Annotated in this window: 19 protein-coding genes and 2 tRNA genes; 9 read left to right on the top strand and 12 right to left on the bottom strand. The window is 62.7% G+C overall.

Translation table 11 applies throughout. The features are described from left to right. Positions 1–86 precede the first annotated feature (86 nt). The 8 genes from ACNFG0_RS11920 (at position 87) to ACNFG0_RS11885 (ending at position 11,775) form a co-directional block, all read left to right on the top strand. A complete protein-coding gene (locus ACNFG0_RS11920; protein ID WP_196146770.1) occupies positions 87–1,475 on the top strand; it encodes a polynucleotide adenylyltransferase PcnB in 1,389 nt (462 codons plus the stop codon). Positions 1,476–1,477: 2 nt separating this feature from the next. Further along, positions 1,478–1,957 (top strand): 2-amino-4-hydroxy-6-hydroxymethyldihydropteridine diphosphokinase, encoded by a 480-nt coding sequence (gene folK / locus ACNFG0_RS11915; RefSeq protein WP_196146771.1) that lies wholly within the window; start codon positions 1,478–1,480, stop codon positions 1,955–1,957. 251 nt (positions 1,958–2,208) lie between these two features. After that, entirely contained in the window at positions 2,209–3,009 is an 801-nt protein-coding gene (gene panB, locus ACNFG0_RS11910; RefSeq protein WP_416764952.1) for a 3-methyl-2-oxobutanoate hydroxymethyltransferase, read from the top strand. After that, positions 3,006–3,869: a pantoate--beta-alanine ligase gene (gene panC / locus ACNFG0_RS11905; protein ID WP_196146773.1), complete on the top strand. Its 864-nt coding sequence runs from the start codon at positions 3,006–3,008 to the stop codon at positions 3,867–3,869. The genes panB and panC overlap by 4 nt, the downstream gene beginning before the upstream one ends. Positions 3,870–4,030: 161 nt before the next feature. Beyond that, complete coding sequence (gene pgi / locus ACNFG0_RS11900) at positions 4,031–5,695, top strand: glucose-6-phosphate isomerase (RefSeq protein WP_416764949.1); 1,665 nt, start codon at positions 4,031–4,033, stop codon at positions 5,693–5,695. 229 nt (positions 5,696–5,924) lie between these two features. Next, positions 5,925–7,859, top strand: a complete 1,935-nt coding sequence (acs, locus tag ACNFG0_RS11895; RefSeq protein WP_416764948.1) for an acetate--CoA ligase — start codon at positions 5,925–5,927, stop codon at positions 7,857–7,859. Between the two features lie 30 nt (positions 7,860–7,889). Then, positions 7,890–8,759 (top strand): oxygenase MpaB family protein, encoded by an 870-nt coding sequence (locus tag ACNFG0_RS11890; RefSeq protein WP_416764947.1) that lies wholly within the window; start codon positions 7,890–7,892, stop codon positions 8,757–8,759. Between the two features lie 79 nt (positions 8,760–8,838). Next, positions 8,839–11,775 carry a DUF748 domain-containing protein gene (locus ACNFG0_RS11885; RefSeq protein ID WP_196155444.1) on the top strand — a complete coding sequence of 979 codons (2,937 nt, stop codon included), beginning with the start codon at positions 8,839–8,841 and terminating at the stop codon, positions 11,773–11,775. Between the two features lie 129 nt (positions 11,776–11,904). Here the strand turns inward: ACNFG0_RS11885 and ACNFG0_RS11880 are convergent, their stop codons facing one another. Next, a complete protein-coding gene (locus ACNFG0_RS11880; RefSeq protein ID WP_416764945.1) occupies positions 11,905–12,318 on the bottom strand; it encodes a VOC family protein in 414 nt (137 codons plus the stop codon). Between the two features lie 60 nt (positions 12,319–12,378). On the opposite strand from ACNFG0_RS11880, the gene ACNFG0_RS11875 reads away from it, so the two are divergent. Then, positions 12,379–12,693: a putative quinol monooxygenase gene (locus ACNFG0_RS11875; RefSeq protein WP_196145669.1), complete on the top strand. Its 315-nt coding sequence runs from the start codon at positions 12,379–12,381 to the stop codon at positions 12,691–12,693. Between the two features lie 104 nt (positions 12,694–12,797). Here ACNFG0_RS11875 and ACNFG0_RS11870 read toward each other — a convergent pair whose 3' ends face one another. The 11 genes from ACNFG0_RS11870 to secG all read right to left on the bottom strand — a co-directional run bounded on the left by ACNFG0_RS11870 (position 12,798) and on the right by secG (position 22,982). Beyond that, on the bottom strand, positions 12,798–13,148 hold the full coding sequence (locus ACNFG0_RS11870; protein ID WP_196145668.1) for a BON domain-containing protein: 351 nt from the start codon (positions 13,146–13,148) through the stop codon (positions 12,798–12,800). Between the two features lie 255 nt (positions 13,149–13,403). After that, a complete protein-coding gene (pnp, locus tag ACNFG0_RS11865; protein WP_084855473.1) occupies positions 13,404–15,509 on the bottom strand; it encodes a polyribonucleotide nucleotidyltransferase in 2,106 nt (701 codons plus the stop codon). A gap of 250 nt (positions 15,510–15,759) precedes the next feature. Further along, positions 15,760–16,029, bottom strand: a complete 270-nt coding sequence (gene rpsO, locus ACNFG0_RS11860) for a 30S ribosomal protein S15 (protein ID WP_011532144.1) — start codon at positions 16,027–16,029, stop codon at positions 15,760–15,762. Positions 16,030–16,177: 148 nt separating this feature from the next. Continuing rightward, the gene (gene truB, locus ACNFG0_RS11855; RefSeq protein ID WP_196145666.1) at positions 16,178–17,095 is read right to left on the bottom strand and encodes a tRNA pseudouridine(55) synthase TruB; all 918 of its coding nucleotides are present in this window, start codon (positions 17,093–17,095) and stop codon (positions 16,178–16,180) included. Positions 17,096–17,098: 3 nt separating this feature from the next. Then, a complete protein-coding gene (rbfA, locus tag ACNFG0_RS11850; RefSeq protein WP_196145665.1) occupies positions 17,099–17,497 on the bottom strand; it encodes a 30S ribosome-binding factor RbfA in 399 nt (132 codons plus the stop codon). A gap of 115 nt (positions 17,498–17,612) precedes the next feature. Beyond that, positions 17,613–20,150 carry a translation initiation factor IF-2 gene (gene infB / locus ACNFG0_RS11845; RefSeq protein WP_196155446.1) on the bottom strand — a complete coding sequence of 846 codons (2,538 nt, stop codon included), beginning with the start codon at positions 20,148–20,150 and terminating at the stop codon, positions 17,613–17,615. 27 nt (positions 20,151–20,177) lie between these two features. Continuing rightward, positions 20,178–21,659, bottom strand: coding sequence for a transcription termination factor NusA (gene nusA, locus ACNFG0_RS11840; protein ID WP_196145663.1), 1,482 nt, complete (start codon positions 21,657–21,659; stop codon positions 20,178–20,180). A gap of 59 nt (positions 21,660–21,718) precedes the next feature. Further along, positions 21,719–22,177, bottom strand: coding sequence for a ribosome maturation factor RimP (rimP, locus tag ACNFG0_RS11835; RefSeq protein ID WP_043210161.1), 459 nt, complete (start codon positions 22,175–22,177; stop codon positions 21,719–21,721). 130 nt (positions 22,178–22,307) lie between these two features. Next, a tRNA-Met gene (locus ACNFG0_RS11830) sits at positions 22,308–22,384 on the bottom strand. A 98-nt stretch (positions 22,385–22,482) separates the two neighbouring features. Next, positions 22,483–22,568 (bottom strand) — tRNA-Leu (locus tag ACNFG0_RS11825). 21 nt (positions 22,569–22,589) lie between these two features. Further along, positions 22,590–22,982, bottom strand: coding sequence for a preprotein translocase subunit SecG (gene secG, locus ACNFG0_RS11820; RefSeq protein WP_196145662.1), 393 nt, complete (start codon positions 22,980–22,982; stop codon positions 22,590–22,592). Between the last annotated feature and the right edge of the window lies 1 nt (position 22,983).

Genomic DNA, 22,983 nt, shown 5'->3' with positions numbered 1-22,983 from the left:
ATTCCCAGAGTAAATGCTAGAATCCCCGCCCATCATGCGGCCATTCTCCTATTCTTGGCCGAACATTCCTTCAAACAGTGCATCCCATGCTGAAGAAGCTGTTCCAGTCGTTCCGCCCTCCCCTCCGTGGTCAACACCACAGGCGCACCACGCCTGAAGTGATCAACAAGAGCCAGCACTCGCTGCAGCGCAGCCAGTTCAGCCGCCACGCGGTGAGCATCGTCGAGCGCCTGCAAGGCGCCGGTTACCAGGCCTATCTGGTCGGTGGCTGCGTGCGCGACCTGCTTTTGGGTATCAACCCCAAGGACTTCGACGTCGCCACCAGCGCTACCCCTGAACAGGTACGTGCCGAGTTTCGCAATGCCAGGATCATCGGCCGGCGCTTCAAGCTGGTCCATGTGCATTTCGGCCGCGAGATCATCGAAGTCGCGACCTTCCGTGCCCACCATTCCGAAGAAGACCAGGGCGACAGCCACCGTTCGTCGCACAACGCCAGCGGGCGAATCCTGCGCGACAACGTGTACGGCACGCTGGAGGACGACGCACAGCGCCGTGACTTCACCATCAATGCCCTGTACTACGACCCGGTCAGCGAGCGCATCCTCGACTACGCCAATGGCGTGCATGACATCCGCAATCGCCTGCTGCGCCTGATCGGCGACCCGACCCAGCGCTACCAGGAAGACCCCGTGCGCATGCTGCGCGCCGTGCGTTTCGCCGCCAAGCTCGACTTCGGCATCGAAAAGCACACCGTGCAGCCAATTCGCGAGCTGGCGCCGCTGCTGCGCGAAATCCCGCCCGCGCGCCTGTTCGAGGAAAGCCTCAAGCTGTTCCTGTCCGGCCAGGGCGCCATCACCTTCGAGATGCTGGTCGACCTGCAACTGTTCGACCCGCTGTTCCCGGCCAGTGCCCATGCGCTGGAAGAGCGCCCGACCTACACCCATACCCTGATCAGCCAGGCCCTGGCCAATACCGACCTGCGCGTCAAGCAGGGCAAGCCGGTCACCCCGGCGTTCCTGTTCGCCGCCCTGCTCTGGCCAGCACTGCCAGGTCGCGCGCTGTACCTGCAAAGCCAAGGCGTGCCGCCGATTCCGGCCATGAACGGTGCAGCCCACGACCTGATCGCCGAGCAATGCCAGCGCATCGCCATTCCCAAGCGCTTCACCTTGCCGATCCGCGAGATCTGGGACATGCAGGAACGCCTGCCGCGCCGCAGCGGCAAGCGTGCCGATCTGATGCTCGATAACCCGCGCTTCCGCGCCGGCTACGACTTCCTGCTGCTGCGCGAAAGCGCTGGCGAGGAAACCGATGAACTGGGCCAATGGTGGACCGACTACCAGGACGCCAACGACAGCGAGCGGCGCGACATGATCCGCGAACTGGGCAGCCGTGACGACGCCTCCGGCGCCGCACCGCGCAAGCGCAAGCGCAGTGGCAGCAAACGCAAGCGCAGCAACGACGAAGCCTGGGACTGAGCATGACGGTGCGCGCCTATATCGGCCTGGGTAGCAACCTGGATGCCCCCACCGAACAGTTGCGCAGCGCCCTGCAGGCGCTGGACCAGATCGCCGATACCCGCCTGGCCGCGGCCTCGGCGCTGTACACCAGCGATTCGCTGCTGCCTGGCCAGCCGCGTTACACCAATGCAGTAGCGGCCCTCGACACCGGCCTCGCGCCATTGGACCTGCTCGATGCCCTGCAAGGCATCGAGAACGACCAGGGCCGGGTGCGCAAGGAGCGCTGGGGCCCGCGCACCCTCGACCTGGACATCCTGTTGTTCGGCGAAGCAGTGATCGACGTGCCGCGCCTGAAAGTGCCGCACTATCACATGCAGGCCCGCCCGTTCGTGCTCTACCCTTTGGCCGAACTGGTGCCCGCCGACTTCCGCCTTGCCGACGGCCGCAGCCTGGCGCAACTGCTCGAGGCCTGCCCCTTCGTGGGCCTGGAACGCCTGTAAATCGGGCGTTCCTGCCAACGGTAACGCCAGTAACACCCTGATCGTAACAATGCGGTAACAGGGTGATTGACTTCCCCCCCCTCGCTCACGACTATAGGCGTCCCGTGGCACCAAAGTGCCGCCTCATTGACCGATTTAGGCTCGGACGGACCTGTGCCCAAACATCACGCGCGATGATGTGCCGCTCCGAAAGATGATTACACGCGTTGTACGCAGTCGTTTTTCACAGCGCCTGAACGAGGATTTCCTACATGCCTGAAGTAACCCTGACCACCCTGCACGGCCTCAAGGCCAAGGGTGAGAAAATCGCCATGCTGACCTGCTACGACGCGACCTTCGCCAAGGCCGCCAGCGAGGCCGGCGTGGAAATACTGTTGGTGGGTGACTCCCTGGGCATGGTCCTGCAGGGCCATGACAGCACCCTGCCGGTGACGACCGCCGAGATGGCCTACCACACCGCCTGCGTGAAGCGCGGCAACAGCGGCGCGCTGATCCTCGCCGACCTGCCCTTCATGGCCCATGCCACGCCCGAACAGGCCTTCGCCAACTGCGCCACCCTGATGCAGGCCGGCGCCCATATGATCAAGCTCGAGGGCGCCGCCTGGCTGGCCGAGACCATCCGCATGCTGGCCGAGCGCGGCGTGCCGGTGTGCGCGCACATGGGCCTGACGCCACAGTCGGTCAATGTCCTGGGGGGCTACAAGGTCCAGGGCCGCCAGGAAGCCCAGGCGCGGCAGATGCGCGCCGACGCCATCGCCCTGGAACAGGCCGGCGCGGCCATGCTGCTGCTCGAATGCGTGCCCAGCGAACTGGCAGCGGAAATCACCCAAGCGGTGAGCATTCCGGTCATCGGCATCGGCGCTGGCAGCGCCACTGACGGGCAGGTGCTGGTCTTGCACGACATGCTCGGCCTTTCCCTGAGCGGCCGCGTGCCGAAGTTCGTGAAGAACTTCATGATCGGCCAGCCGGACATCCACAGTGCCCTTGCCGCTTACGTCACTGCGGTCAAGGATGTCAGCTTCCCAGGCAGCGAACACGGGTTCAGCGCATGAATACAGTCAAGACCGTCCGAGAACTGCGCGCCGCCGTGGCGCGTGCCCGCGGCGAAGGCAAGCGGATCGGCTTCGTGCCGACCATGGGCAACCTGCACAGCGGCCATGCGGCGCTGGTGACCAAGGCGGCCCAGCGCGCCGATTTCGTGGTCGCCAGTATCTTCGTCAACCCGCTGCAGTTCGGTGCCGGCGAAGACCTGGATAAATACCCGCGCACCCTGGCCGCCGACCAGGAGCGCCTGCTCCAGGCCGGCTGCCACTTGCTGTTCGCCCCGGGAGTGGAAGAAATGTACCCCGACGGCATGGCGGTACAGACCCGCGTCAGCGTGCCGCAACTGTCCGAAGGCCTGTGCGGCGCCAGCCGTCCCGGGCACTTCGAAGGCGTGGCTACGGTGGTCAGCAAGTTGTTCAACATGGTCCAACCGGACCTCGCCGTGTTCGGCGAAAAGGACTACCAGCAACTGGCGGTGATCCGCGCCATGGTGCGTGACCTGAACATGCCGATCCAGATCATCGGCGAGCCTACCGTGCGCGCCGAAGACGGCCTGGCGCTGTCGTCGCGCAATGGTTACCTGAGCCCGGAGCAGCGTGCCGCCGCGCCTGCGCTGTACCGCACCTTGAGCGCCATGGCCGAAGCCATTCGCAAGGGCCAGCGTGATTTCCCCGCATTGATCGCCGACGGCCAGGCTCAGCTGGTGGCTGCAGGGTTCCGCCCGGACTACCTGGAAGTACGCCACGCCCTGACCTTGCGCCCAGCGATGGTCGATGACCGCGATGTAGTGGTGCTGGCCGCCGCGTACATGGGCACGACACGGTTGATCGACAACCTGTACGTGCACCTGGACGAAAAGACCGCTTGATGCGTAGTCCGAAGCGCTTTAAGTGAAATTCAAAAGGGGCGCACGTCGCCCCGCTCCCCATTCCCCCCGCGCCGCCAATGCCTATAATGATGGCCGGCCTGCAACTGGCAGCCACGGCCTGATGTCCAAGGCCAGACCACGCACCAAGGAAAGCATCCGCAATGGCGTATTACCGTACTCCCCACGATGTGACGGCGCTGCCCGCCTGGCAGGCGCTCCAGCAACACCGCGACGCCATGCAAGGTTTCAGCATGCGCGAAGCCTTCGCAGCCGACCCCAAGCGCTTCGACCAGTTTTCCCTCAGCAGCTGCGGCCTGTTCCTCGACTACTCGAAGAATCTGATCACCGAGCAGACCCGCGATCTGCTGGTGAACCTGGCCAATGAAGTGGGCCTGGCGGACGCGATCAAATCGATGTTCAGCGGCGAGATCATCAACGCCTCCGAAGGCCGCCCGGTACTGCATACCGCCCTGCGCCGCCCGGTGGGCGACAAGCTGAGCGTGAATGGCGTCAACGTGATGCCCGAAGTGCACAAGGTGCTCAATCAGATCACCGAGCTGGTGGGGCGCATCCATGACGGCCTGTGGCGTGGCTACAGCGAAAAGCCGATCACCGACGTGGTGAACATCGGCATCGGCGGCTCGTTCCTCGGCCCCGAGCTGGTGTCCGAAGCCCTGCTGCCCTATGCCCAGCGCGGCGTGCGCTGCCACTACCTGGCGAACATCGATGGCAGCGAATTCCACGAGCTGTCGGCCAACCTGCGCGCCGAGACCACGCTGTTCATCGTCTCGTCGAAGTCGTTCAACACCCTCGAAACCCTGAAGAACGCCACTGCCGCGCGCACCTGGTACCTGGCTCAGGGCGGCTCCGAGGCCGAGCTCTACCGCCACTTCATCGCCGTGTCAAGCAACAAGACCGCCGCCGTGGCCTTCGGTATCCGCGAAGAGAACATCTTCCCCATGTGGGACTGGGTGGGTGGGCGCTACTCGCTGTGGTCAGCCATCGGCCTGCCGATCGCCCTGGCCATCGGCACCGCCAACTTCAAGGAGCTGCTGTCCGGTGCCTACACCATGGACCAGCACTTCCAGAACACTCCGTTCGAGAAGAACATGCCGGTGCTACTGGCCTTGCTGGGCGTGTGGTACGGCAACTTCTGGGGCGCCCAGAGCCATGCGATCCTGCCGTACGACCACTACCTGCGCAACATCACCAAACACTTGCAGCAGTTGGACATGGAATCCAACGGCAAGAGCGTGCTGCAGAACGGCACCCCAGTGAAGACCGAAACCGGACCGGTGATCTGGGGCGGTGTCGGCTGCAACGGCCAGCATGCCTACCACCAGTTGCTGCACCAAGGCACCCAGCTGATCCCGGCGGACTTCATCGTGCCGGTGGTGAGCTTCAACCCGGTGGCCGACCACCACCAATGGCTGTACGCCAATTGCCTATCGCAAAGCCAGGCACTGATGCTCGGCAAGACCCGCGAGGAAGCCGAGGCCGAACTGCGGACCAAGGGCCTGAACGAGGCGGACATCGAGAAACTCGCACCGCACAAGGTGATCCCGGGCAACCGCCCGAGCAACACCTTGGTGGTCGAGCGCATCAGCCCACGTCGCCTCGGAGCGCTGGTGGCCATGTATGAGCACAAGGTGTTCGTGCAGAGCGTCGTCTGGGGCATCAACGCCTTCGACCAATGGGGCGTGGAGCTGGGCAAGGAACTGGGCAAGGGCGTGTACCAGCGCCTGGTCGGTAGCCTGGAAGACAACGCCGAAGACGGTTCCACCCAAGGCCTGATCAATTACTTCCGCGGCCGTCACCGCGGCTGAACCAATAGGCCCAATCGCCGGCAAGCCGGCTCCCACCCGCCCCGGTGCAGACTCGCACCTGTGGGAGCCGGCTTGCCGGCGATTGGGCCACAGCACCCCGGAACACCTTCGCAGGCTACACTGTCCAATCGAATAGCCGTTGCACCTCATCCTGCCGGCGATCATGTCATTGCCTTGCGTATCGGGATGTCGTGCAGTCCATCGCCCGACAAGAGCAGGACCACCCGCCATGTTCGATATCCGCGACTACCCCCAAGCCCTGGCCGTCAGCCAGTCTGCTCGCCTTTCCCCCGACCAATATCGCCGCCTCTACCGCCAGTCGGTCGAAGACCCCGACAGCTTCTGGGCTGAACAGGCCAAGCGCCTGGACTGGATCAAACCCTGGCGCCAGGTGCAGCAATGCGACCTTAATACCGGCGCGGCGCGCTGGTTCGACGGCGGCCAACTCAATGTCAGCTACAACTGCATCGACCGCCACCTGCCCACCCGAGGCGAGCAGACCGCGCTGCTCTGGGAAGGCGACGATCCTAAGGACGCCAAGGCGATCAGCTACCGCGAGCTGCATCGCCAGGTCTGCCGGCTGGCCAATGCGCTCAAGGCCCGGGGCGTGAAGAAAGGCGATCGGGTGTGCATCTACATGCCGATGATTCCCGAGGCGGCCTATGCCATGTTCGCCTGCGCACGTATCGGCGCCATCCATTCGGTCGTGTTCGGCGGCTTCTCGCCCGACGCCCTGCGTGACCGTATCCTCGATGCCGACTGCCGCACGGTGATCACCGCCGACGAAGGTGTGCGCGGCGGCAAGCGCATCCCACTCAAGCAGAACGTCGACAAGGCCCTGGCCAACTGCCCCAACGTGTCCACCGTGCTGGTCGTGCGCCGCACCGGTGCCGATGTGGCCTGGAGCGAAGGGCGCGACCTGTGGTACCACGACGCCACGGAAAAAGCCGGTGACGATTGTCCGCCCGAGCCCATGGACGCGGAAGACCCGTTGTTCATCCTCTACACCTCCGGCAGCACCGGCAAGCCCAAGGGTGTGCTGCACACCACCGCAGGCTACTTGCTGCAGGCCGCGCTCACCTTCGAGGTGGTGTTCGACTACCGTGACGACGAGGTGTTCTGGTGCACCGCCGATGTCGGCTGGGTCACCGGGCACAGCTATATCGTCTACGGCCCCCTGGCCAACGGCGCGATCTCGCTGATGTTCGAAGGCGTGCCCAATTACCCGGACAGCTCGCGCTTCTGGCAGGTGGTGGACAAGCACAAGGTGAACATCTTCTATACCGCCCCCACGGCCTTGCGCGCCCTGATGCGCGAAGGCCAAGCCCCCCTACAGGGTACGTCACGACAAAGCCTGCGCCTGCTGGGCAGCGTCGGCGAGCCGATCAACCCGGAAGCCTGGGAGTGGTACTTCGAGGCAGTCGGGCAGAAACGCTGCCCCATCGTCGATACCTGGTGGCAGACCGAGACCGGCGGCATCATGCTCAGCCCCTTGCCCGGCAACACGCACCTCAAGCCAGGGTGTGCCACTCAGCCGATGTTCGGCGTGCAACCGGTACTGCTGGACGAGAAAGGCAAGCTGATCGAAGGGCCAGGTGCCGGCCTGCTGGCGATCAAGGCCAGCTGGCCTGGGCAGATCCGCAGCGTCTATGGCGATCACCAGCGCATGGTCGATACTTACTTCAAACCCATGCCCGGCTATTACTTCACAGGTGACGGCGCCCGCCGCGATGCCGACGGCGACTACTGGATCACCGGGCGCGTGGACGATGTGATCAACGTCTCCGGCCACCGCATCGGCACAGCCGAGGTGGAAAGCGCGCTGGTGCTGCACGACAGCATCGCCGAGGCCGCTGTGGTGGGGTACCCTCACGACCTCAAGGGCCAAGGCATCTACGCCTTCATCACGCCCATGAACGGTGTTGCCCCGGACGACGCGCTCAAGGCCGAGCTGCTCGCCCTGGTGAGCAAGGAGATCGGCAGTTTCGCCAAACCGGAACTGATCCAATGGGCCCCGGCCCTGCCCAAGACCCGCTCGGGCAAGATCATGCGGCGTATACTGCGCAAGATCGCCTGCAACGAGCTGGACAACCTGGGCGATACCTCGACCCTGGCCGACCCAAGCGTGGTCCAGGGGCTGATCGACAAACGCCTCAACCAGTAGATGGCCGCCATGGCGGCCTGCAGGACCGCCATGGAAACCCTACGCCGCCGCATCGAAACCCAGGTCATGAGCCTAACCGGGCTCGCCCTCGGCCAGCTCGACCTGGAATCGCCCAAGGGCGACCCGGGGCTGTTCGGCCCGCAGAGCGTCAGCTGGCAGGTGCATGGCGATTTTCCCAGCATGCTGGTCGGCGGCATCAGTGCGCTGATGCTGCAATTGCTGCACCCCTTGGCGCTAGCCGGCGTGTGGGACCATTCCAACTTCCGCCACGACCTGCTCGGCCGCCTGCGCCGCACCAGCCAGTTCATTTCCGGCACCACCTTCGGTTCGACCCGCGACGCCCAATGGCTGATCGACAAGGTCCGCACCATTCACCTACAGGTGGTCGGCACCGCGCCCGATGGCCGCCCTTATGCAGCCAGCGACCCGGACTTGCTGACCTGGGTGCACGTCGCCGAGGTCAGCAGCTTCCTCGCCGCCCACCTGCGTTACCGCAACCCTGACCTGCCACGTGCCGACCAGGATGCCTACTACGACGAGATCGCCCTCATTGCCGAACGCCTCGGCGCCCGAGAGGTGCCACGCTCCTGCCAGCAGGTCGAGCACTACCTGCAGCGCATGCGCCCGCAGCTCCAATGCGATGCGCGCAGCCATGAAGTGATGAAGATCCTGCTCGACGCCCCCGCCCCCAGCCGCATGGCCGAGCCGGTGGGCAAGCTGATGCTCCATGCCGGCATCGACCTGCTGCCCGACTGGGGCCGCAGCCTGTTAGGCCTGCACCAGGGGCCGTTGCAGCAGCGCCTGATCCGCCTGGGCATCAAAGGCACCGCCCCCGTGCTGCGCTGGGCCATGCGCGACGGGTCCGCGCACCGCGCACGGCGACGCATGGGTATCGAATAGGGTATTTTGGTCGTTTCGTCGGAACCGTTTTAACGTGCCATACTCCAAGGCACCTCGCTTCAGACAGATGACGCCTTACATGCCCAAAGGATTGACTCGCGCCCTCGGCGCCTTGCTGGCCATCGTTGCCTCTTACAGCCTGCTCGGCTTTCTCATTCTTCCCGGTGTCGGCCTGCGTATCGCCAACCAGCAACTGGCGCAATACGCCACGGTGCCGGCGCACTTGCAGCGCATCGAATTCAACCCCTTCAGCCTGGAGCTGACGCTCTGGGGCCTGCAGATCGGCGAGCCCGGCAAGGAGCAGGTCGGCTTCGAACGCCTGTACGCCAACCTCTCGCTGGACAGCCTGTGGACCAAGGCCCTGCACCTGGATGCCGTGGAGCTGGACAAGCCACGCAACGAAGTGCTGTTCGCCAAGGACGGCACCCTCAACCTGACCCAGCTGTTCAAGCTGCCGGCCAGCGAGGCCAAGCCCGACGAGCCGCCCAGCGACCCCTTCCCACTGCGCATCGGTAGCATCAAGCTCAATGAAGGCTACCTGCATTTCGAAGATCTGCGCCCCAGCGAGCCCATCGAGTTCCTCTACGACTCCATGAACCTGGAGCTGAAGAACCTCAGCACGCTGCCCGACGACAACGCCGATATGACCTTGGTGGCCAACGGCCCCAACGGCGGGCGCATCGACTGGAAGGGCACCCTGAGCCTGGCCCCCATCGCGTCCGAAGGCACCCTCAAGGTCACCGAAAGCCGGATGAAATCCTTCTGGCCCTACGTACGCGATGCCGTCCCGCTGGTGCTGGAAGATGGCGTGGTGAGCCTCGACACTCATTACAAGCTCAACCTCGCCAAGGAAACCGAGCTGCTGTTGGACAAGACGTCGCTGCGCATCGCACCGTTCGCCATCAAGGCCCCGGATGGCCGCCAGCTGGCTCGCCTGGCCAGCCTGGATGTCAGCGAGACGTCCATCGACCTGGCCAAGCAACAGGTGATCGTAGGCAAGGTCCGCAGTGAAAAGCTGGAAACCTGGGCCGCCGTGGAGCAGGATGGCCAGCTCGATTGGCAGAAGCTGTTCGCCAGCCAGCCGGCCAAGGCCACCCCGCAGGAAAAGGCCGAGCCCGCCGCCGCCGAACCGAGCGATAAGGAAAAAGCAGCCGAGGAACCGAGCAAGCCCTGGCAGGTGCTGCTCAAGGACGTACAACTGCGCAATTATCTGGTGCATCTGGCCGACCGTAGCCAGAAGGAGCCGGTGGCGCTGGATGTCGGCCCGCTCAACGTAGACCTGCAGAATTTCGACAGCCTCAACCAGTCGCCTTTCACCCTCAAGCTGGATACCGGCGTGGGCAAGCAAGGCAAACTGCAGGCGGCAGGCCAGGTCAACCTGGCCCCGGTCACGGCCAAGCTCGACGTCAGCACCCGTGACATCGACCTGCGCGTGGCCCAGGCCTATATCAGCCCGTATATCCGCCTGGAACTGCGCAGCGGCATGCTCGCCAGCGACCTCAAGGTCGAACTCAAGAGTACCGAGCCGCTGGCCTTCACCGTGGGCGGCAAGGCCCAGGTCAGCCAGTTGCATACCCTGGACACCATCAAGGACCGGGACTTCGTCAAATGGCAGCAACTGGACCTGAACGGCCTGTCCTATGTCCATGGCGACGCCCTGTCGATCGACAAGGTGAGCCTGCTGCAGCCCTATGCACGCTTCATCATCAACGAAGACCGCACCACCAACGTCGACGACCTGCTGATCCCTCAACCGGCGGGTGCGCCGAGCAGCGGCCAGGCCAAGCCAGCCAATACGAGCACTGAAAAGCCGCTGGGCATCCACATCGGCCAGATCGACATCAACGATGGTTCGGCCAACTTCGCTGACCTGACCCTCACGCCCAACTTCGCCACGGCGGTGCAGCAACTCAACGGCCAGATCGGCACCATCGACAACCGTAAGCCGGCGCCGGCCAAGGTGGACGTCAAGGGCAAGGTCGACCGTTACGCCCCGGTCACCATCAAGGGCGCGCTGAACCCGTTCAACCCCCTGGCGAGCCTGGACATCGCCACCAGCTTCAAACGGGTCGAGCTGACCACCCTGACGCCCTACTCCGGCAAGTTCGCGGGCTTCCGCATCCGCAAGGGCCGGCTCAACCTCGACCTGCACTACCTGATCACCAACGGTCAGCTCAAGGCCGAGAACAAGGTGGTGGTCGAGCAGTTGCAGCTGGGTGAGAAGGTGGACAGCCCGGATGCCGTGGACTTGCCGATCCGCCTGGCGGTCGCGCTGCTCAAGGATACCGAGGGCAAGATCTCCATCGAGCTGCCGGTTTCAGGCGACCTGAACAACCCTCAGTTCAGTGTCATGCCGATCGTCTGGCAGACCCTGCGCAACCTAGTGCTGCGCGCGGCCCAGGCGCCGTTCAAGTTCATCGGTGGGCTCATTGCCGGCGGCGGCTCGCAAGACCTTGGCACCGTGAAGTTCGCCCCTGGCTCCAGCGAACTGAGCAGCGATGCTCAGTCGGCCCTGGACAAACTGGCAGCGGCCCTCAAGGAACGCCCGGAACTGCGCCTGGAAATCGAAGGCACCAGCGCCCAGAGCAGCGATGGCCCATTGATTGCCCAGCAACGCCTGGAGCGCGAATACCAGGCCACCTGGTACAAGATGCTCCAGCGCCGCGGTGACAAGGTGCCGGCCAACGCCTCGATGCTGGTGGTCGACGACAGCGACAAGCCGGCCATGCTCGAGGGTATCTATCGCAACCGCCTCAAGCAGCAGCCACCGGCCGAATGGCAGGAGCTCAGCCGCGACGAGCGCACCATCAAGTTGCGCGATGCGGTGATCAAGTCCTGGGCCGAAAGCGCGGCGCTGCTGCGTACCCTCGGCCAGGAACGCGCGAGCAGCATCAAGGATTACCTGGTGGACAAGGGCCAGCTGGAGGATGACCGGGTGTATTTCCTCGATACCACCCTGGGGCAGGCTGAAAGCGATGGCCAAGTCATTACGCCGATGCACCTGGATGCCGAGTAACGGGTAGACCATCGCCGGACAAATCCGCTCCTATAGAACCATTGTGCGAGGTTCCGTGGGAGCGGCGGCGATTCGATTTGCACGCCAGCGCAGCCCGAAGGGCCCCGCGATGGTGGATACCTGAATGAATCAGACCAGCCGTTGCCCGGATACCGCCGGGTGATACAGCGGCTGAACCTTGTTCCCCGCCGGGTCGAGCACATGGAAGCTGCGAGCCCCATCGCCATGGTCGAATGGGCGATCCAGCAGCGTCACGCCATGGGCCTTGAAATAGGCATACCAGGCATCCAGCTCCTCCACGCTGTCGACGATGAACCCGTAGTGGTCCATGGTCTGCAACCCATTGGCCGCCCCTGCGGCACGCCCCAGGGACAGGTTGTCGTTACCGCAGGTCAGGTACACCAGATCTTCATGGGCACGGTGCAGCACCTCCATGCCGAGCAGGTCGACGTAGAAACGCTCGCACTCCTCCAGGTTCGGGACCAGCAGGGCAAGATGGCGCAAGCCATTCAAGCGGCCAGGGCGGACGGATAGATCGGACATGAATTCGGCTCCTGTTATGTATACAATTTAAAGCAGAATTTAAAACAAAAGGATCGCCCTGTGTACAGTTTGTTCATCAAGACCCGCGTCAAACCCGGCAGCGCCGAAGCTTTCCTTTCTGCCATCAAGGTCAATGCCGCCGCCTCGGTCGCCAACGAGCCGGGTTGCTTGGTATTCGATGTGTCCCAGGACAGGGTCGACCCGGATGTGATCTATCTCTATGAGATCTATCGCGACGACGCGGCGTACGAGGCGCATACCCAGACGGCTCATTTCCGCGACAGCAGGCCGCTGGTCGAGCCATTGATCCTGGAGCAGGATTGCTTCGAAAGCGATGTAATCGCCTTCAACCCGGTGCGCCTGGGCGGGGAGTGAACGGGGGACGCGTTGCGGCCTTGTCGCAGCACAAGGCCGCTCCTACGAAGAGGAGCGGCCTGTGAGAAGAGGTGGCCAATTCCTTTTGGCCGACGGGACATCCCTTATTCGGTTTTCAGGCCATCAGCGGATACGTCCTGCACACCTTTGATCTTCTTGGTGATGGCGATCGCCTGCTCTTTCTGCGACTGGGTAATGGCCACATCGGACGACAGGGAGACCACGCCTTTGTTGGTCTCGACCTTGATATCGCTGCCAGGGATGCCTTTCTCTGTCATCAGGTCGGCCTTCACTTTGGTGGTGATCCAAGTGTCTTTGGTCTCTTCCTTGGCCTTGGTCATTTCACCGGCCGCCAGGGTCATTGGAGACTGGGCGGGTTGCTGGGCGAATGCCGCGTTTGCCATGGTCAGGGTCAGGGCGGTGGCAGTAGCGGCAGCAATGGCGAATTTCTTCATGTGAGTCACTCCTGTTGTTCGAAAGGCCTGCGCCGTCAGTCCTGGCGGCAGGTATGAATACCGTTGCACGCGCTGTGCCAGCTTTTCCAGTTCATAAAACCCTTTAAAATCAATTAGTTAAAAACAGTGGTAAGCAATTGCCATCGTGCAATTTGCAAGCCTGGGCAAATTCCTGCATGCAAGATGCAAGCGGGCAAAGTAAAAATCGAGGCGAAAAAAAAGGACTCCGAAGAGTCCTTTTTTTTCATTCGGCGCTTAGACGCCGGAGGCTTTAGCCGCCGCCACGTCCTTGATCGACAGCTTGATACGGCCGCGGTTGTCCACGTCCAGTACCAGCACTTCGACTTCCTGGCCTTCCTTCAGTACGTCGGTGACTTTCTCCACACGCTCGTTGCTGAGCATGGAGATGTGCACCAGGCCGTCTTTGCCCGGCAGGATGTTGACGAAGGCGCCGAAGTCGACGATACGCTCGACCTTGCCCACATAGATCTTGCCGATTTCGGCCTCGGCAGTGATGCCCAGAATGCGCTGCTTGGCAGCTTCTGCGGCTTCCTTGGTTTCGCCGAAGATCTTGATCGAGCCGTCGTCTTCGATGTCGATCGAAGCCTTGGTTTCCTCGCAGATGGCGCGGATGGTGGCGCCGCCCTTGCCGATGACGTCACGGATCTTGTCGGTGTCGATCTTCATGGCCAGCATGGTCGGAGCGTTGGCCGACAGCTCGCTGCGCGACTGGGCGATGATCTGGTTCATCTGGCCGAGGATGTTCAGGCGCGCTTCCAGGGCCTGGCCCAGGGCGATTTCCATGATCTCTTCGGTGATGCCGTTGATCTTGATGTCCATCTGCAGCGCGGTGACGCCTTTGGCGGTACCGGCAACCTTGAAGTCCATGTCGCCCAGGTGGTCTTCGTCACCCAGGATGTCGGTCAGGACCGCGAACTTGTCGCCTTCCTTGACCAGGCCCATGGCGATACCGGCAACCGGCGCCTTCATCGGCACACCAGCGTCCATCAGGGCCAGGGATGCACCGCACACCGACGCCATGGAGCTGGAGCCGTTGGACTCGGTGATTTCCGAAACCACGCGGATGGTGTACGGGAACTCGTCGTCGCTCGGCAGCATGGCCTGGACGCCACGACGGGCCAGACGGCCGTGGCCGATCTCGCGACGGCCGGCGCCGCCCATGCGGCCGCACTCACCGACCGAGAACGGTGGGAAGTTGTAGTGCAGCATGAAGGCGTCCTTCTTCTCGCCTTCGAGGGTGTCCAGCAGCTGGGCGTCACGGGCAGTACCCAGGGTCGCGACAACCAGGGCCTGGGTTTCGCCACGGGTGAACAGGGCCGAACCGTGGGTCTTGGGCAGAACACCGACTTCGATGTTCAGCGGGCGAACGGTGCGGGTGTCACGGCCATCGATACGCGGCTTGCCGTTGACGATGTTTTCGCGGACGGTGCGGTATTCCAGCTCGCCGAAGATGTCCTTGATCTGGCCAGCGGTCGGGCCGGTTTCTTCGTTGGACAGGCGGGCGACGGCCTGGTCGCGCAGCTCGCCCAGACGGTTGTAGCGATCGGCCTTCAGGGTGATGGTGTAGGCCTGGGAGATAGCCTCGCCGAACTCGGCGCGCACCAGGTTCAGCAGCTCGGTATTGGCAGCAGGTGCCTGCCAGTCCCAGGTCGGCTTGCCGGCTTCGGCAGCCAGTTCCTTGACGGCCTGGATCACGGCCTGGAACTCGTCGTGGGCGAACAGTACGGCGCCCAGCATCTGGTCTTCGGTCAGTTCCTTGGCTTCGGACTCGACCATCAGCACGGCGGATTCGGTACCGGCGACGACCATGTCCAGGCTGGACGCCTGCAGTTGCTCGTAGGTCGGGTTCAGCAGGTAGCCGGTGCTTTCATGGAAGGCAACGCGGGCGGCGCCGATCGGGCCTTCGAACGGAATACCGGAGATTGCCAGGGCAGCCGAGGTACCGATCATCGCAGCGATGTCCGGGTCGGTCTTCTTGCTGGTGGAAACCACGGTGCAGACGACCTGCACTTCGTTCATGAACCCTTCTGGGAACAGCGGGCGGATCGGACGGTCGATCAGGCGCGAGGTCAGGGTCTCTTTCTCGGAAGGACGGCCTTCACGCTTGAAGAAACCACCCGGGATCTTGCCGGCGGCGTAGGTCTTTTCCTGGTAGTGAACAGACAGCGGGAAGAAGCCCTTGCCTGGATCGGCCTGCTTGGCACCGACCACGGTCACCAGCACGGTGACATCGTTGTCGACGGTGACCAGTACGGCACCGGTGGCCTGACGGGCGATACGGCCTGTCTCGAGAGTAACGGTCGACTGACCGAACTGGAACGTCTTGATTACCGGGTTCACGGTTTCCTACCTTTTTCAGTGGCTCTGGGGGGAACTTGTTCTTGCGAATTCTTGGGCAGAACGGGGAATCGGCCCCATTGACCGTCCAGATACAACACGAGGCTGGGAGCCTGGCCGCCGCGCGGAAAATCCGCTCAGCACAGCCAGGCTGCCAACCTCGGAGATACGCGTGGCGTGCCTGACGGGAATGCTACCAGGTAGCATTCCCGAAACATGCGACACGCCATGCACACCACTGGCCAGGACGCTATTAGCGACGCAGGCCCAGGCGACCGATCAGGGCGCTGTAACGAGTGGTGTCTTTGCCCTTCAGGTAGTCCAGCAGCTTACGACGCTGGTTGACCATACGGATCAGGCCACGACGGGAGTGGTGGTCTTTCTCGTTGGCCTTGAAGTGGCCTTGCAGCTTGTTGATGTTGGCGGTCAGCAGAGCAACCTGCACTTCCGGGCTACCGGTATCGCCGGCGGCTTGCTGGTATTCGGCAACGATCTGAGCTTTTTCTTCGACGCTGAGGGCCATTTGGCTTCTCCTGATAAACGGATCCCGCGAACGGTCTCCAATAGGCCAGGGACAAGTCCCTGTATTAATGAGAAAGGAGTGACCGTGCCTATTAACAGCCACCCTCGGTTGCGCAGGTTTCGGCCAGAGCCTCGGCCTGCGGTTTCGATCATTCCGACCGAATCAGTCGACGCGGCGCAATTCGCCCGTCTTCGCTCACTTCACCGATACCGATGAAGCGTTCATTGTGATCCTGTACCCGGACCATGCCGAACTGCGGCGCATCCGGGGCGCGAACCGCCTGGCCATGCAGCCAGTAGAACGCACTGTGCTCGGAGAGGCGCACCAGCGGCCAGTCCTGCAGCCCACTGTCGGACGGCATCAGGAAGCGATCGAGCGCTTCGTTGCCGCCGTCTGCGTGGGCCTGCTCGAGAGCCTCGAGGGTCACGGTCTGGGCCAGCTCGAACGGGCCAGCCTGGGTACGACGCAACTCGGCGACATAGGCACCACAGCCCAGCACCTCACCAATATCCTCCACCAGGGTGCGGATATAGGTGCCTTTGCTGCAACCAACCGACAGGCGAACCCGCGTGCCTTCGCACTCGAGCAACTCCAAGCGGCTAATAGTAACAGAACGCGCCTCGCGCTCCACTACCTCTCCTGCACGCGCCAGCTTGTACAGCGGCTGGCCGTCGCGCTTGAGCGCCGAGTACATCGGCGGTACCTGGCTGATTTGACCGCGAAAGCGCGGCAGCACAGCCTCGATATCGGCACGACCAACGGTCACCTCGCGGGTCTGCAGGACTTCGCCTTCGGCATCGCCGGTGCTGGTCGTCTGCCCCAGTTGCATGACCGTCTCATAGCCCTTGTCGGAATCGAGCAGGTACTGGGAGAACTTGGTGGCCTCGCCGAAGCACAGTGGCAACACGCCGGTGGCCAGCGGGTCGAGGCTGCCGGTATGGCCGGCCTTCTCGGCATTGAGCAGCCAGCGAACTTTCTGCAGTGCGGCGTTGGAGGTGAACCCCAGCGGCTTGTCGAGCAGGATGATGCCGCTGACATTGCGGCGGATTCGTTTGACCTGGGCCACCGGTTACTCCTCGGCGTCCGCTTTGTCGGCATCCTTGTGCAGGCGATCTTCGGCCACGGCCCGCTCGATCAGTGCCGACAGGTGGGCACCACGGCTGACACTTTCGTCGAAGTGGAAATGCAGCTGCGGCACGCTGCGCAGTTGCATGACACGGCCCAGGTGCAGGCGCAGGAAGCTCGCGGCGCTGTTGAGCGCCTTGAGCGTCTGCGGCACGGCATCGGCGCCGTCCTGGCCCATGACGGTGATGAAGACCTTGGCATGGCCCAGGTCGCGGCTGACATCCACGGCGGTGATGGTCACCAGGCCGACACGCGGGTCTTTGACTTCACGACGGATCAGCTCGGCCAGCTCGCGCTGCATCTGGTCGCCGATGCGTTGGGTACGGCTATATTCTTTTGCCATTCTTGCTACCTGTAACTAAAGCGGCAAACGCCCGGACAGGCACAAGCCTGACCGGGCGCTACCTTCAGAGGCGCTGCCAGCCGCCCTGGGGCGGGGCCTGCGCCACGCTCGCCCCTTACAGGGTACGAGCCACCTGGACTTTCTCGAAGACCTCGATCTTGTCGCCGACCTTGACGTCGTTGTAGCTCTTGACGCCAATACCGCACTCCATGCCATTACGCACTTCGGAGGCGTCGTCCTTGAAGCGACGCAGCGATTCCAGTTCGCCTTCGAAGATCACCACGTCCTCGCGCAGTACGCGGATCGGACGGTTGCGGTACACGGTACCTTCGATGACCATGCAGCCAGCGATGGCGCCGAACTTCGGCGAGCGGAACACGTCACGCACTTCGGCGACACCCAGGATGTTCTCGCGAACATCGCTGCCGAGCATGCCGGTCAGGGCCTTCTTGACGTCTTCGATGATGTCGTAGATCACGTTGTAGTAACGCATATCCAGACCTTCCTGCTCGACGATCTTGCGCGCACCGGCATCGGCACGCACGTTGAAGCCGAACAGCACCGCGTTGGACGCCAGGGCCAGGTTGGCATCGCTCTCGGTGATACCACCGACACCGCCGCCGACCACGCGCACCTGCACTTCGTCGTTGCCCAGGCCGCCGAGCGAGCCCTGCAGCGCCTCGAGGGAGCCGCGAACATCGGTTTTGAGGACGATGTTGAGGGTCTTCTTCTCTTCCTGACCCATGGTCTCGAAGATGTTTTCCAGCTTGCCGGCGTGAGCACGGGCCAGCTTGACCTCGCGGTACTTGCCTTGACGGAACAGGGCAACTTCGCGGGCCTTCTTCTCGTCCGCGACCACGGACATCTCGTCACCAGCTTCAGGCGTGCCATCCAGGCCGAGGATCTCGACCGGGATCGCCGGGCCGGCTTCCTTCACAGGCTTGCCGTTCTCGTCGAGCATGGCACGCACGCGGCCATAGTTCGAGCCGACCAGGACCATGTCGCCCTGACGCAGGGTACCGTCCTGAACCAGGATGGTCGCCACCGGACCACGGCCCTTGTCCAGGCGCGATTCGACCACGACGCCACGACCTGGAGCGGTCGGGGTCGCGGTGAGCTCGAGGATCTCGGCCTGCAGCAGCACGGCTTCGAGCAGTTCGTCGACGCCGGTACCCATCTTCGCCGATACCTTGACGAACGGGGTATCGCCACCCCAGTCCTCGGAAGTCACGCCTTCGACGGCCAGCTCGTTGCGGATGCGATCGATGTCGGCACCCGGCTTGTCGATCTTGTTCACCGCAACCACCAGCGGTACGCCGGCAGCCTTGGCGTGCTGGACGGCTTCGCGGGTCTGCGGCATCACACCGTCGTCAGCCGCCACCACCAGGATGACGATGTCGGTGGCCTTGGCACCACGGGCACGCATCGCGGTGAACGCGGCGTGGCCAGGGGTGTCGAGGAAGGTGACCATGCCGCGGTCGGTTTCCACGTGGTAGGCACCGATGTGCTGGGTGATACCACCGGCCTCGCCAGCGGCAACCTTGGCACGACGGATGTAGTCGAGCAGCGAGGTCTTACCGTGGTCGACGTGGCCCATGACGGTCACAACCGGTGCACGCGGCTCGACTTCACCTTCGAACTTCAGCGATTCGGCCAGGGAGTCTTCCAAGGCGGTGTCGCTGATCAGGGTCACCTTGTGGCCCAGTTCCTCGGCTACCAGCTGGGCGGTTTCCTGGTCGAGCACCTGGTTGATGGTGACCGGGGTACCCAACTTGAACATGAACTTGACGACTTCGGCAGCCTTGATCGACATCTGCTGCGCCAGTTCCGAGACCGTGATGGTCTCGCCGATGGTCACGTCACGGATGACTGGACCGGTCGGGTTCTGGAAGCCGTGCTGGTTGCGCTTCTTCGGCTTGCCCTTGCCACCGCGGCCGCGACGGAAACCATCGCTCTCTTCATCGGTGGTACGAGGCGCTGCGCGAGGCGTAGGCGCTTTTTCCTTTTCCTTGACCTTGACCTTGATGGAAACGCGCGGGGCTTCGCCACGGCGCTCGCCACCACCACGACGGTCGTCGTCGCGGGTACGGCTTTCGTTGCGGCGGGTCTCGTCCTTCTTGCGCTCGGCGGCACGGGCCGCTGCGTCTTCGGAGACCGGGGCCTCGGCCACTACCGGTGCGGCGACAGGCGCCGGAGCCGGTTCGGCCTTGGCCGCAGGTGCCGCCGAAGCGGTTTCGGCGGCCTGGCGACGAGCCTGCTCTTCAGCGCGCTGGCGTGCTTCGGCGTCGGCTTTCTCGCGGGCAGCGTTCTCCGCTGCACGGCGCTCTTCCAGCTCACGCTTCTGCTCAGCCTGGATTTCTTCCGGGCTGCGCTGCACGAATACTTTCTTCTTGCGTACTTCTACGCTGATGCTCTTGCTACCGGCGACACGCAGGGTGCTGGTGGTCTTGCGCTGCAAGGTGATCTTGCGCGGCTCTTCCGCCTTGCTCTTGTGGCTGCTTTTCAAATGAGTCAGCAGAACCTGCTTTTCATTGTCGGTCACTACCTGACCGGCGTCGGTGTGCGGCAGACCTGCCTCACGCATCTGCTGCAGCAGGCGCTCTACCGGTGCCTCGACCTCTTGGGCCAGTTCTTTCACCGTGACTTGCGTCATGCACTTCTCTCCTCAGGCCACGCCTAATTACTCGAACCAGTGGGCTCGGGCGGCCATGATCAACTTGCCGGCACGCTCTTCGTCGATGCCGTCGATGTCGAGCAGATCGTCAATCGACTGCTCGGCCAGGTCTTCGCGGTTAACCACGCCGCGCACCGCCAGTTCCGCCGCCAAGTCCTTGTCCATACCCTCGAGGGAGAGCAGGTCGTCGGCCGGGTGGGCGTCTGCCAGTTTTTCTTCGGTAGCGATGGCCTTGGTCAACAAACGGTCCTTGGCACGAGCGCGTAGCTCATTGACGATGTCCTCGTCAAAGCCATCGATGTTGAGCATTTCTTCCAACGGTACGTAGGCAATTTCCTCGAGGCTGGTGAAGCCTTCGTCGACCAGCACTTGGGCCAGCTCCTCGTCGACTTCCAGTTCCTCGATGAAGTTGCGCAGGATGTCGCCGGTTTCTGCTTGTTGCTTGGCCTGGATATCCTTTTCGGTCATCACGTTAAGGGTCCAGCCGGTCAGCTGACTGGCCAGGCGAACGTTCTGACCGCCCCGGCCAATGGCCTGGGCCAGGTTGTCTTCGGCGACGGCGATGTCCATCGCATGGGCGTCCTCGTCAACGATGATCGCTGCAACCTCGGCAGGCGACATGGCGTTGATGACGAACTGCGCCGGGTTCTCGTCCCACAGGACGATATCCACACGCTCACCACCCAACTCGCCGGATACGGCCTGGACGCGCGAACCACGCATGCCGATGCAGGCACCTTGCGGGTCGATGCGCTTGTCCTTGGAGCGGACGGCGATCTTGGCACGCGAGCCCGGATCACGGGAGGCGGCCATGACTTCGATGAGGCCTTCGGCGATTTCCGGCACTTCGATGCGGAACAGCTCGATCAGCATCTGCGGCGCAGTGCGCGACAGGATCAGCTGTGGGCCGCGGTTCTCGGTGCGGATTTCCTTGAGCAGTGCGCGCAGGCGCACGCCGACACGGAAGGTCTCACGTGGAATGATGTCTTCGCGGGCCAGCAACGCCTCGGCGTTGTTGCCCAGGTCAACGATGACGTTGTCGCGGGTCACCTTCTTGACGGTGCCGGAGATGATCTCGCCGACACGTTCGCGGTAGGCGTCGACCACCTGGGCGCGCTCGGCTTCGCGAACCTTCTGCACGATCACCTGCTTGGCGGTCTGGGCGGCGATGCGGCCGAACTCGATCGACTCGATCTTCTCTTCGATCACGTCACCTACCTTGGCTTCAGGGTGGGTGTCCTTGATCTTGTCCAGCCAGGTCTCGATCGCCGGGTCATCAAGATCGGCTTCATCGACCACGGTCCAGCGACGGAAGGTCTCGTAGCTACCGGTGTGGCGGTTGATTTCCACACGCAGATCGACTTCGTCCTCAAAACGTTTTTTGGTTGCAGTGGCCAGAGCCACTTCCAGCGCTTCGAAAATGACGCCGGGCGGTACACCTTTTTCGTTGGATACCGATTCAACAACCAGCAGTACTTCTTTGCTCATCGTACGCCTCGCCTTGCGCAAGCCATTGGGCCCGGATAGTCCGCCGGGCCCGGCACGTCTCAGTCAAAACTGGGAATAATATTGGCCTTGTCGATCGAGTCGATCGGCAGCAGGAATTCATGGTTGTCCACCTGGACCACCACATCCTGGTCCTCCACGCCGCGGAGAAGGCCCTGGAAGTTACGACGACCTTCGAAGGGCGTACGCAGCTTGATCTTCACTTGTTCGCCGGCATGCGAGGCAAACTGTTCCAGAGTGAACAGCGGGCGGTCCATGCCAGGAGAGGACACCTCAAGGGTATATTCGTTGGTGATCGGGTCTTCCACATCGAGGATGGCACTGGCTTGACGGCTGACCGCTTCGCAGTCGTCCACCAGGATCCCGCCTTCCTTGTCGATATAGATACGCAGCACCGAATGCTTACCCTGGGAAACGTACTCGATCCCCCAGCATTGATAGCCCAGACCCTCGACCACCGGGGCCAACAAGGCCTGCAACTGTTCTAGCTTGCTCGACACCTGAACCCCCTCGTGCATGCTGTGCAAATAAAAAATGGGCAAAGCGCCCATCCCTGAAAGCGCCGTTGGACAACGACGCGAAGAACTGTTCAGCTAGCAAAAAGCCCCTGAAAAGGGGCTCCGCTGAAGCTGGTTGCGGGGGCTGGATTTGAACCAACGACCTTCGGGTTATGAGCCCGACGAGCTACCAAGCTGCTCCACCCCGCGACAAAGCTGGGGCGAAAGTATAAGACCGAACCCGTTACAGGGTCAATCCGACCTCCACCTGCAAGAAAGCCCGCTAAAGCGGGCTCTCATGCTTCAATTGGTACCGAGAAGGGGACTCGAACCCCTACACCCTATGGGCACAACCACCTCAAGGTTGCGTGTCTACCAATTCCACCACCTCGGCAATACTACTTCTTGAAACCCGTTACTTCTGCTCTTCGGTTGGAGGAGGTACGTCACCAGCGTTGGTGGTTTCGCTCTTCTTCTCCTGGAGCACCGGTACATCATCATTTACTGCCGGCTTCTGCTCTTTGACTTCCAACACTGCTGGATCTGGCAGACCTGCTTGAGTCAGCTGATGAGCTTTCTCTTTAGCGAAGTATCCTAACCCAAGAGCAGTCAAAAAGAAAGTGGCAGCAAGTATAGCAGTAACTTTACTCAAAAAGGTAGCGGAACCTTGGCTTCCGAACACAGTATTTGAAGCACCTGCGCCGAAAGATGCACCTGCTTCCGCACCTTTACCCTGTTGCAGCAACACGAACACTACGAGTGCCACGGCCGCCAACAGATGAAAAACAACTACGACTGTTTCCAGCATT

The organism is Pseudomonas sp. NY15372 (assembly GCF_048068215.1).
Taxonomy (GTDB): Bacteria; Pseudomonadota; Gammaproteobacteria; order Pseudomonadales; family Pseudomonadaceae; genus Aquipseudomonas; species Aquipseudomonas guariconensis_A.
This window is presented reverse-complemented; position numbering and strand designations above follow the sequence as displayed.

Excerpts from the sequence above, each read along its gene's own strand:
- ACNFG0_RS11920 (WP_196146770.1), top strand. The coding sequence starts at position 87 with ATGCTGAAGAAGCTGTTCCAGTCGTTCCGCCCTCCCCTCCGTGGTCAA.
- folK (WP_196146771.1), top strand. The coding sequence starts at position 1,478 with ATGACGGTGCGCGCCTATATCGGCCTGGGTAGCAACCTGGATGCCCCC.
- panB (WP_416764952.1), top strand. The coding sequence starts at position 2,209 with ATGCCTGAAGTAACCCTGACCACCCTGCACGGCCTCAAGGCCAAGGGT.
- panC (WP_196146773.1), top strand. The coding sequence starts at position 3,006 with ATGAATACAGTCAAGACCGTCCGAGAACTGCGCGCCGCCGTGGCGCGT.
- pgi (WP_416764949.1), top strand. The coding sequence starts at position 4,031 with ATGGCGTATTACCGTACTCCCCACGATGTGACGGCGCTGCCCGCCTGG.
- acs (WP_416764948.1), top strand. The coding sequence starts at position 5,925 with ATGTTCGATATCCGCGACTACCCCCAAGCCCTGGCCGTCAGCCAGTCT.
- ACNFG0_RS11890 (WP_416764947.1), top strand. The coding sequence starts at position 7,890 with ATGGAAACCCTACGCCGCCGCATCGAAACCCAGGTCATGAGCCTAACC.
- ACNFG0_RS11885 (WP_196155444.1), top strand. The coding sequence starts at position 8,839 with ATGCCCAAAGGATTGACTCGCGCCCTCGGCGCCTTGCTGGCCATCGTT.
- ACNFG0_RS11880 (WP_416764945.1), bottom strand. The coding sequence starts at position 12,318 with ATGTCCGATCTATCCGTCCGCCCTGGCCGCTTGAATGGCTTGCGCCAT.
- ACNFG0_RS11870 (WP_196145668.1), bottom strand. The coding sequence starts at position 13,148 with ATGAAGAAATTCGCCATTGCTGCCGCTACTGCCACCGCCCTGACCCTG.
- rpsO (WP_011532144.1), bottom strand. The coding sequence starts at position 16,029 with ATGGCCCTCAGCGTCGAAGAAAAAGCTCAGATCGTTGCCGAATACCAG.
- rbfA (WP_196145665.1), bottom strand. The coding sequence starts at position 17,497 with ATGGCAAAAGAATATAGCCGTACCCAACGCATCGGCGACCAGATGCAG.
- infB (WP_196155446.1), bottom strand. The coding sequence starts at position 20,150 with ATGACGCAAGTCACGGTGAAAGAACTGGCCCAAGAGGTCGAGGCACCG.
- nusA (WP_196145663.1), bottom strand. The coding sequence starts at position 21,659 with ATGAGCAAAGAAGTACTGCTGGTTGTTGAATCGGTATCCAACGAAAAA.
- secG (WP_196145662.1), bottom strand. The coding sequence starts at position 22,982 with ATGCTGGAAACAGTCGTAGTTGTTTTTCATCTGTTGGCGGCCGTGGCA.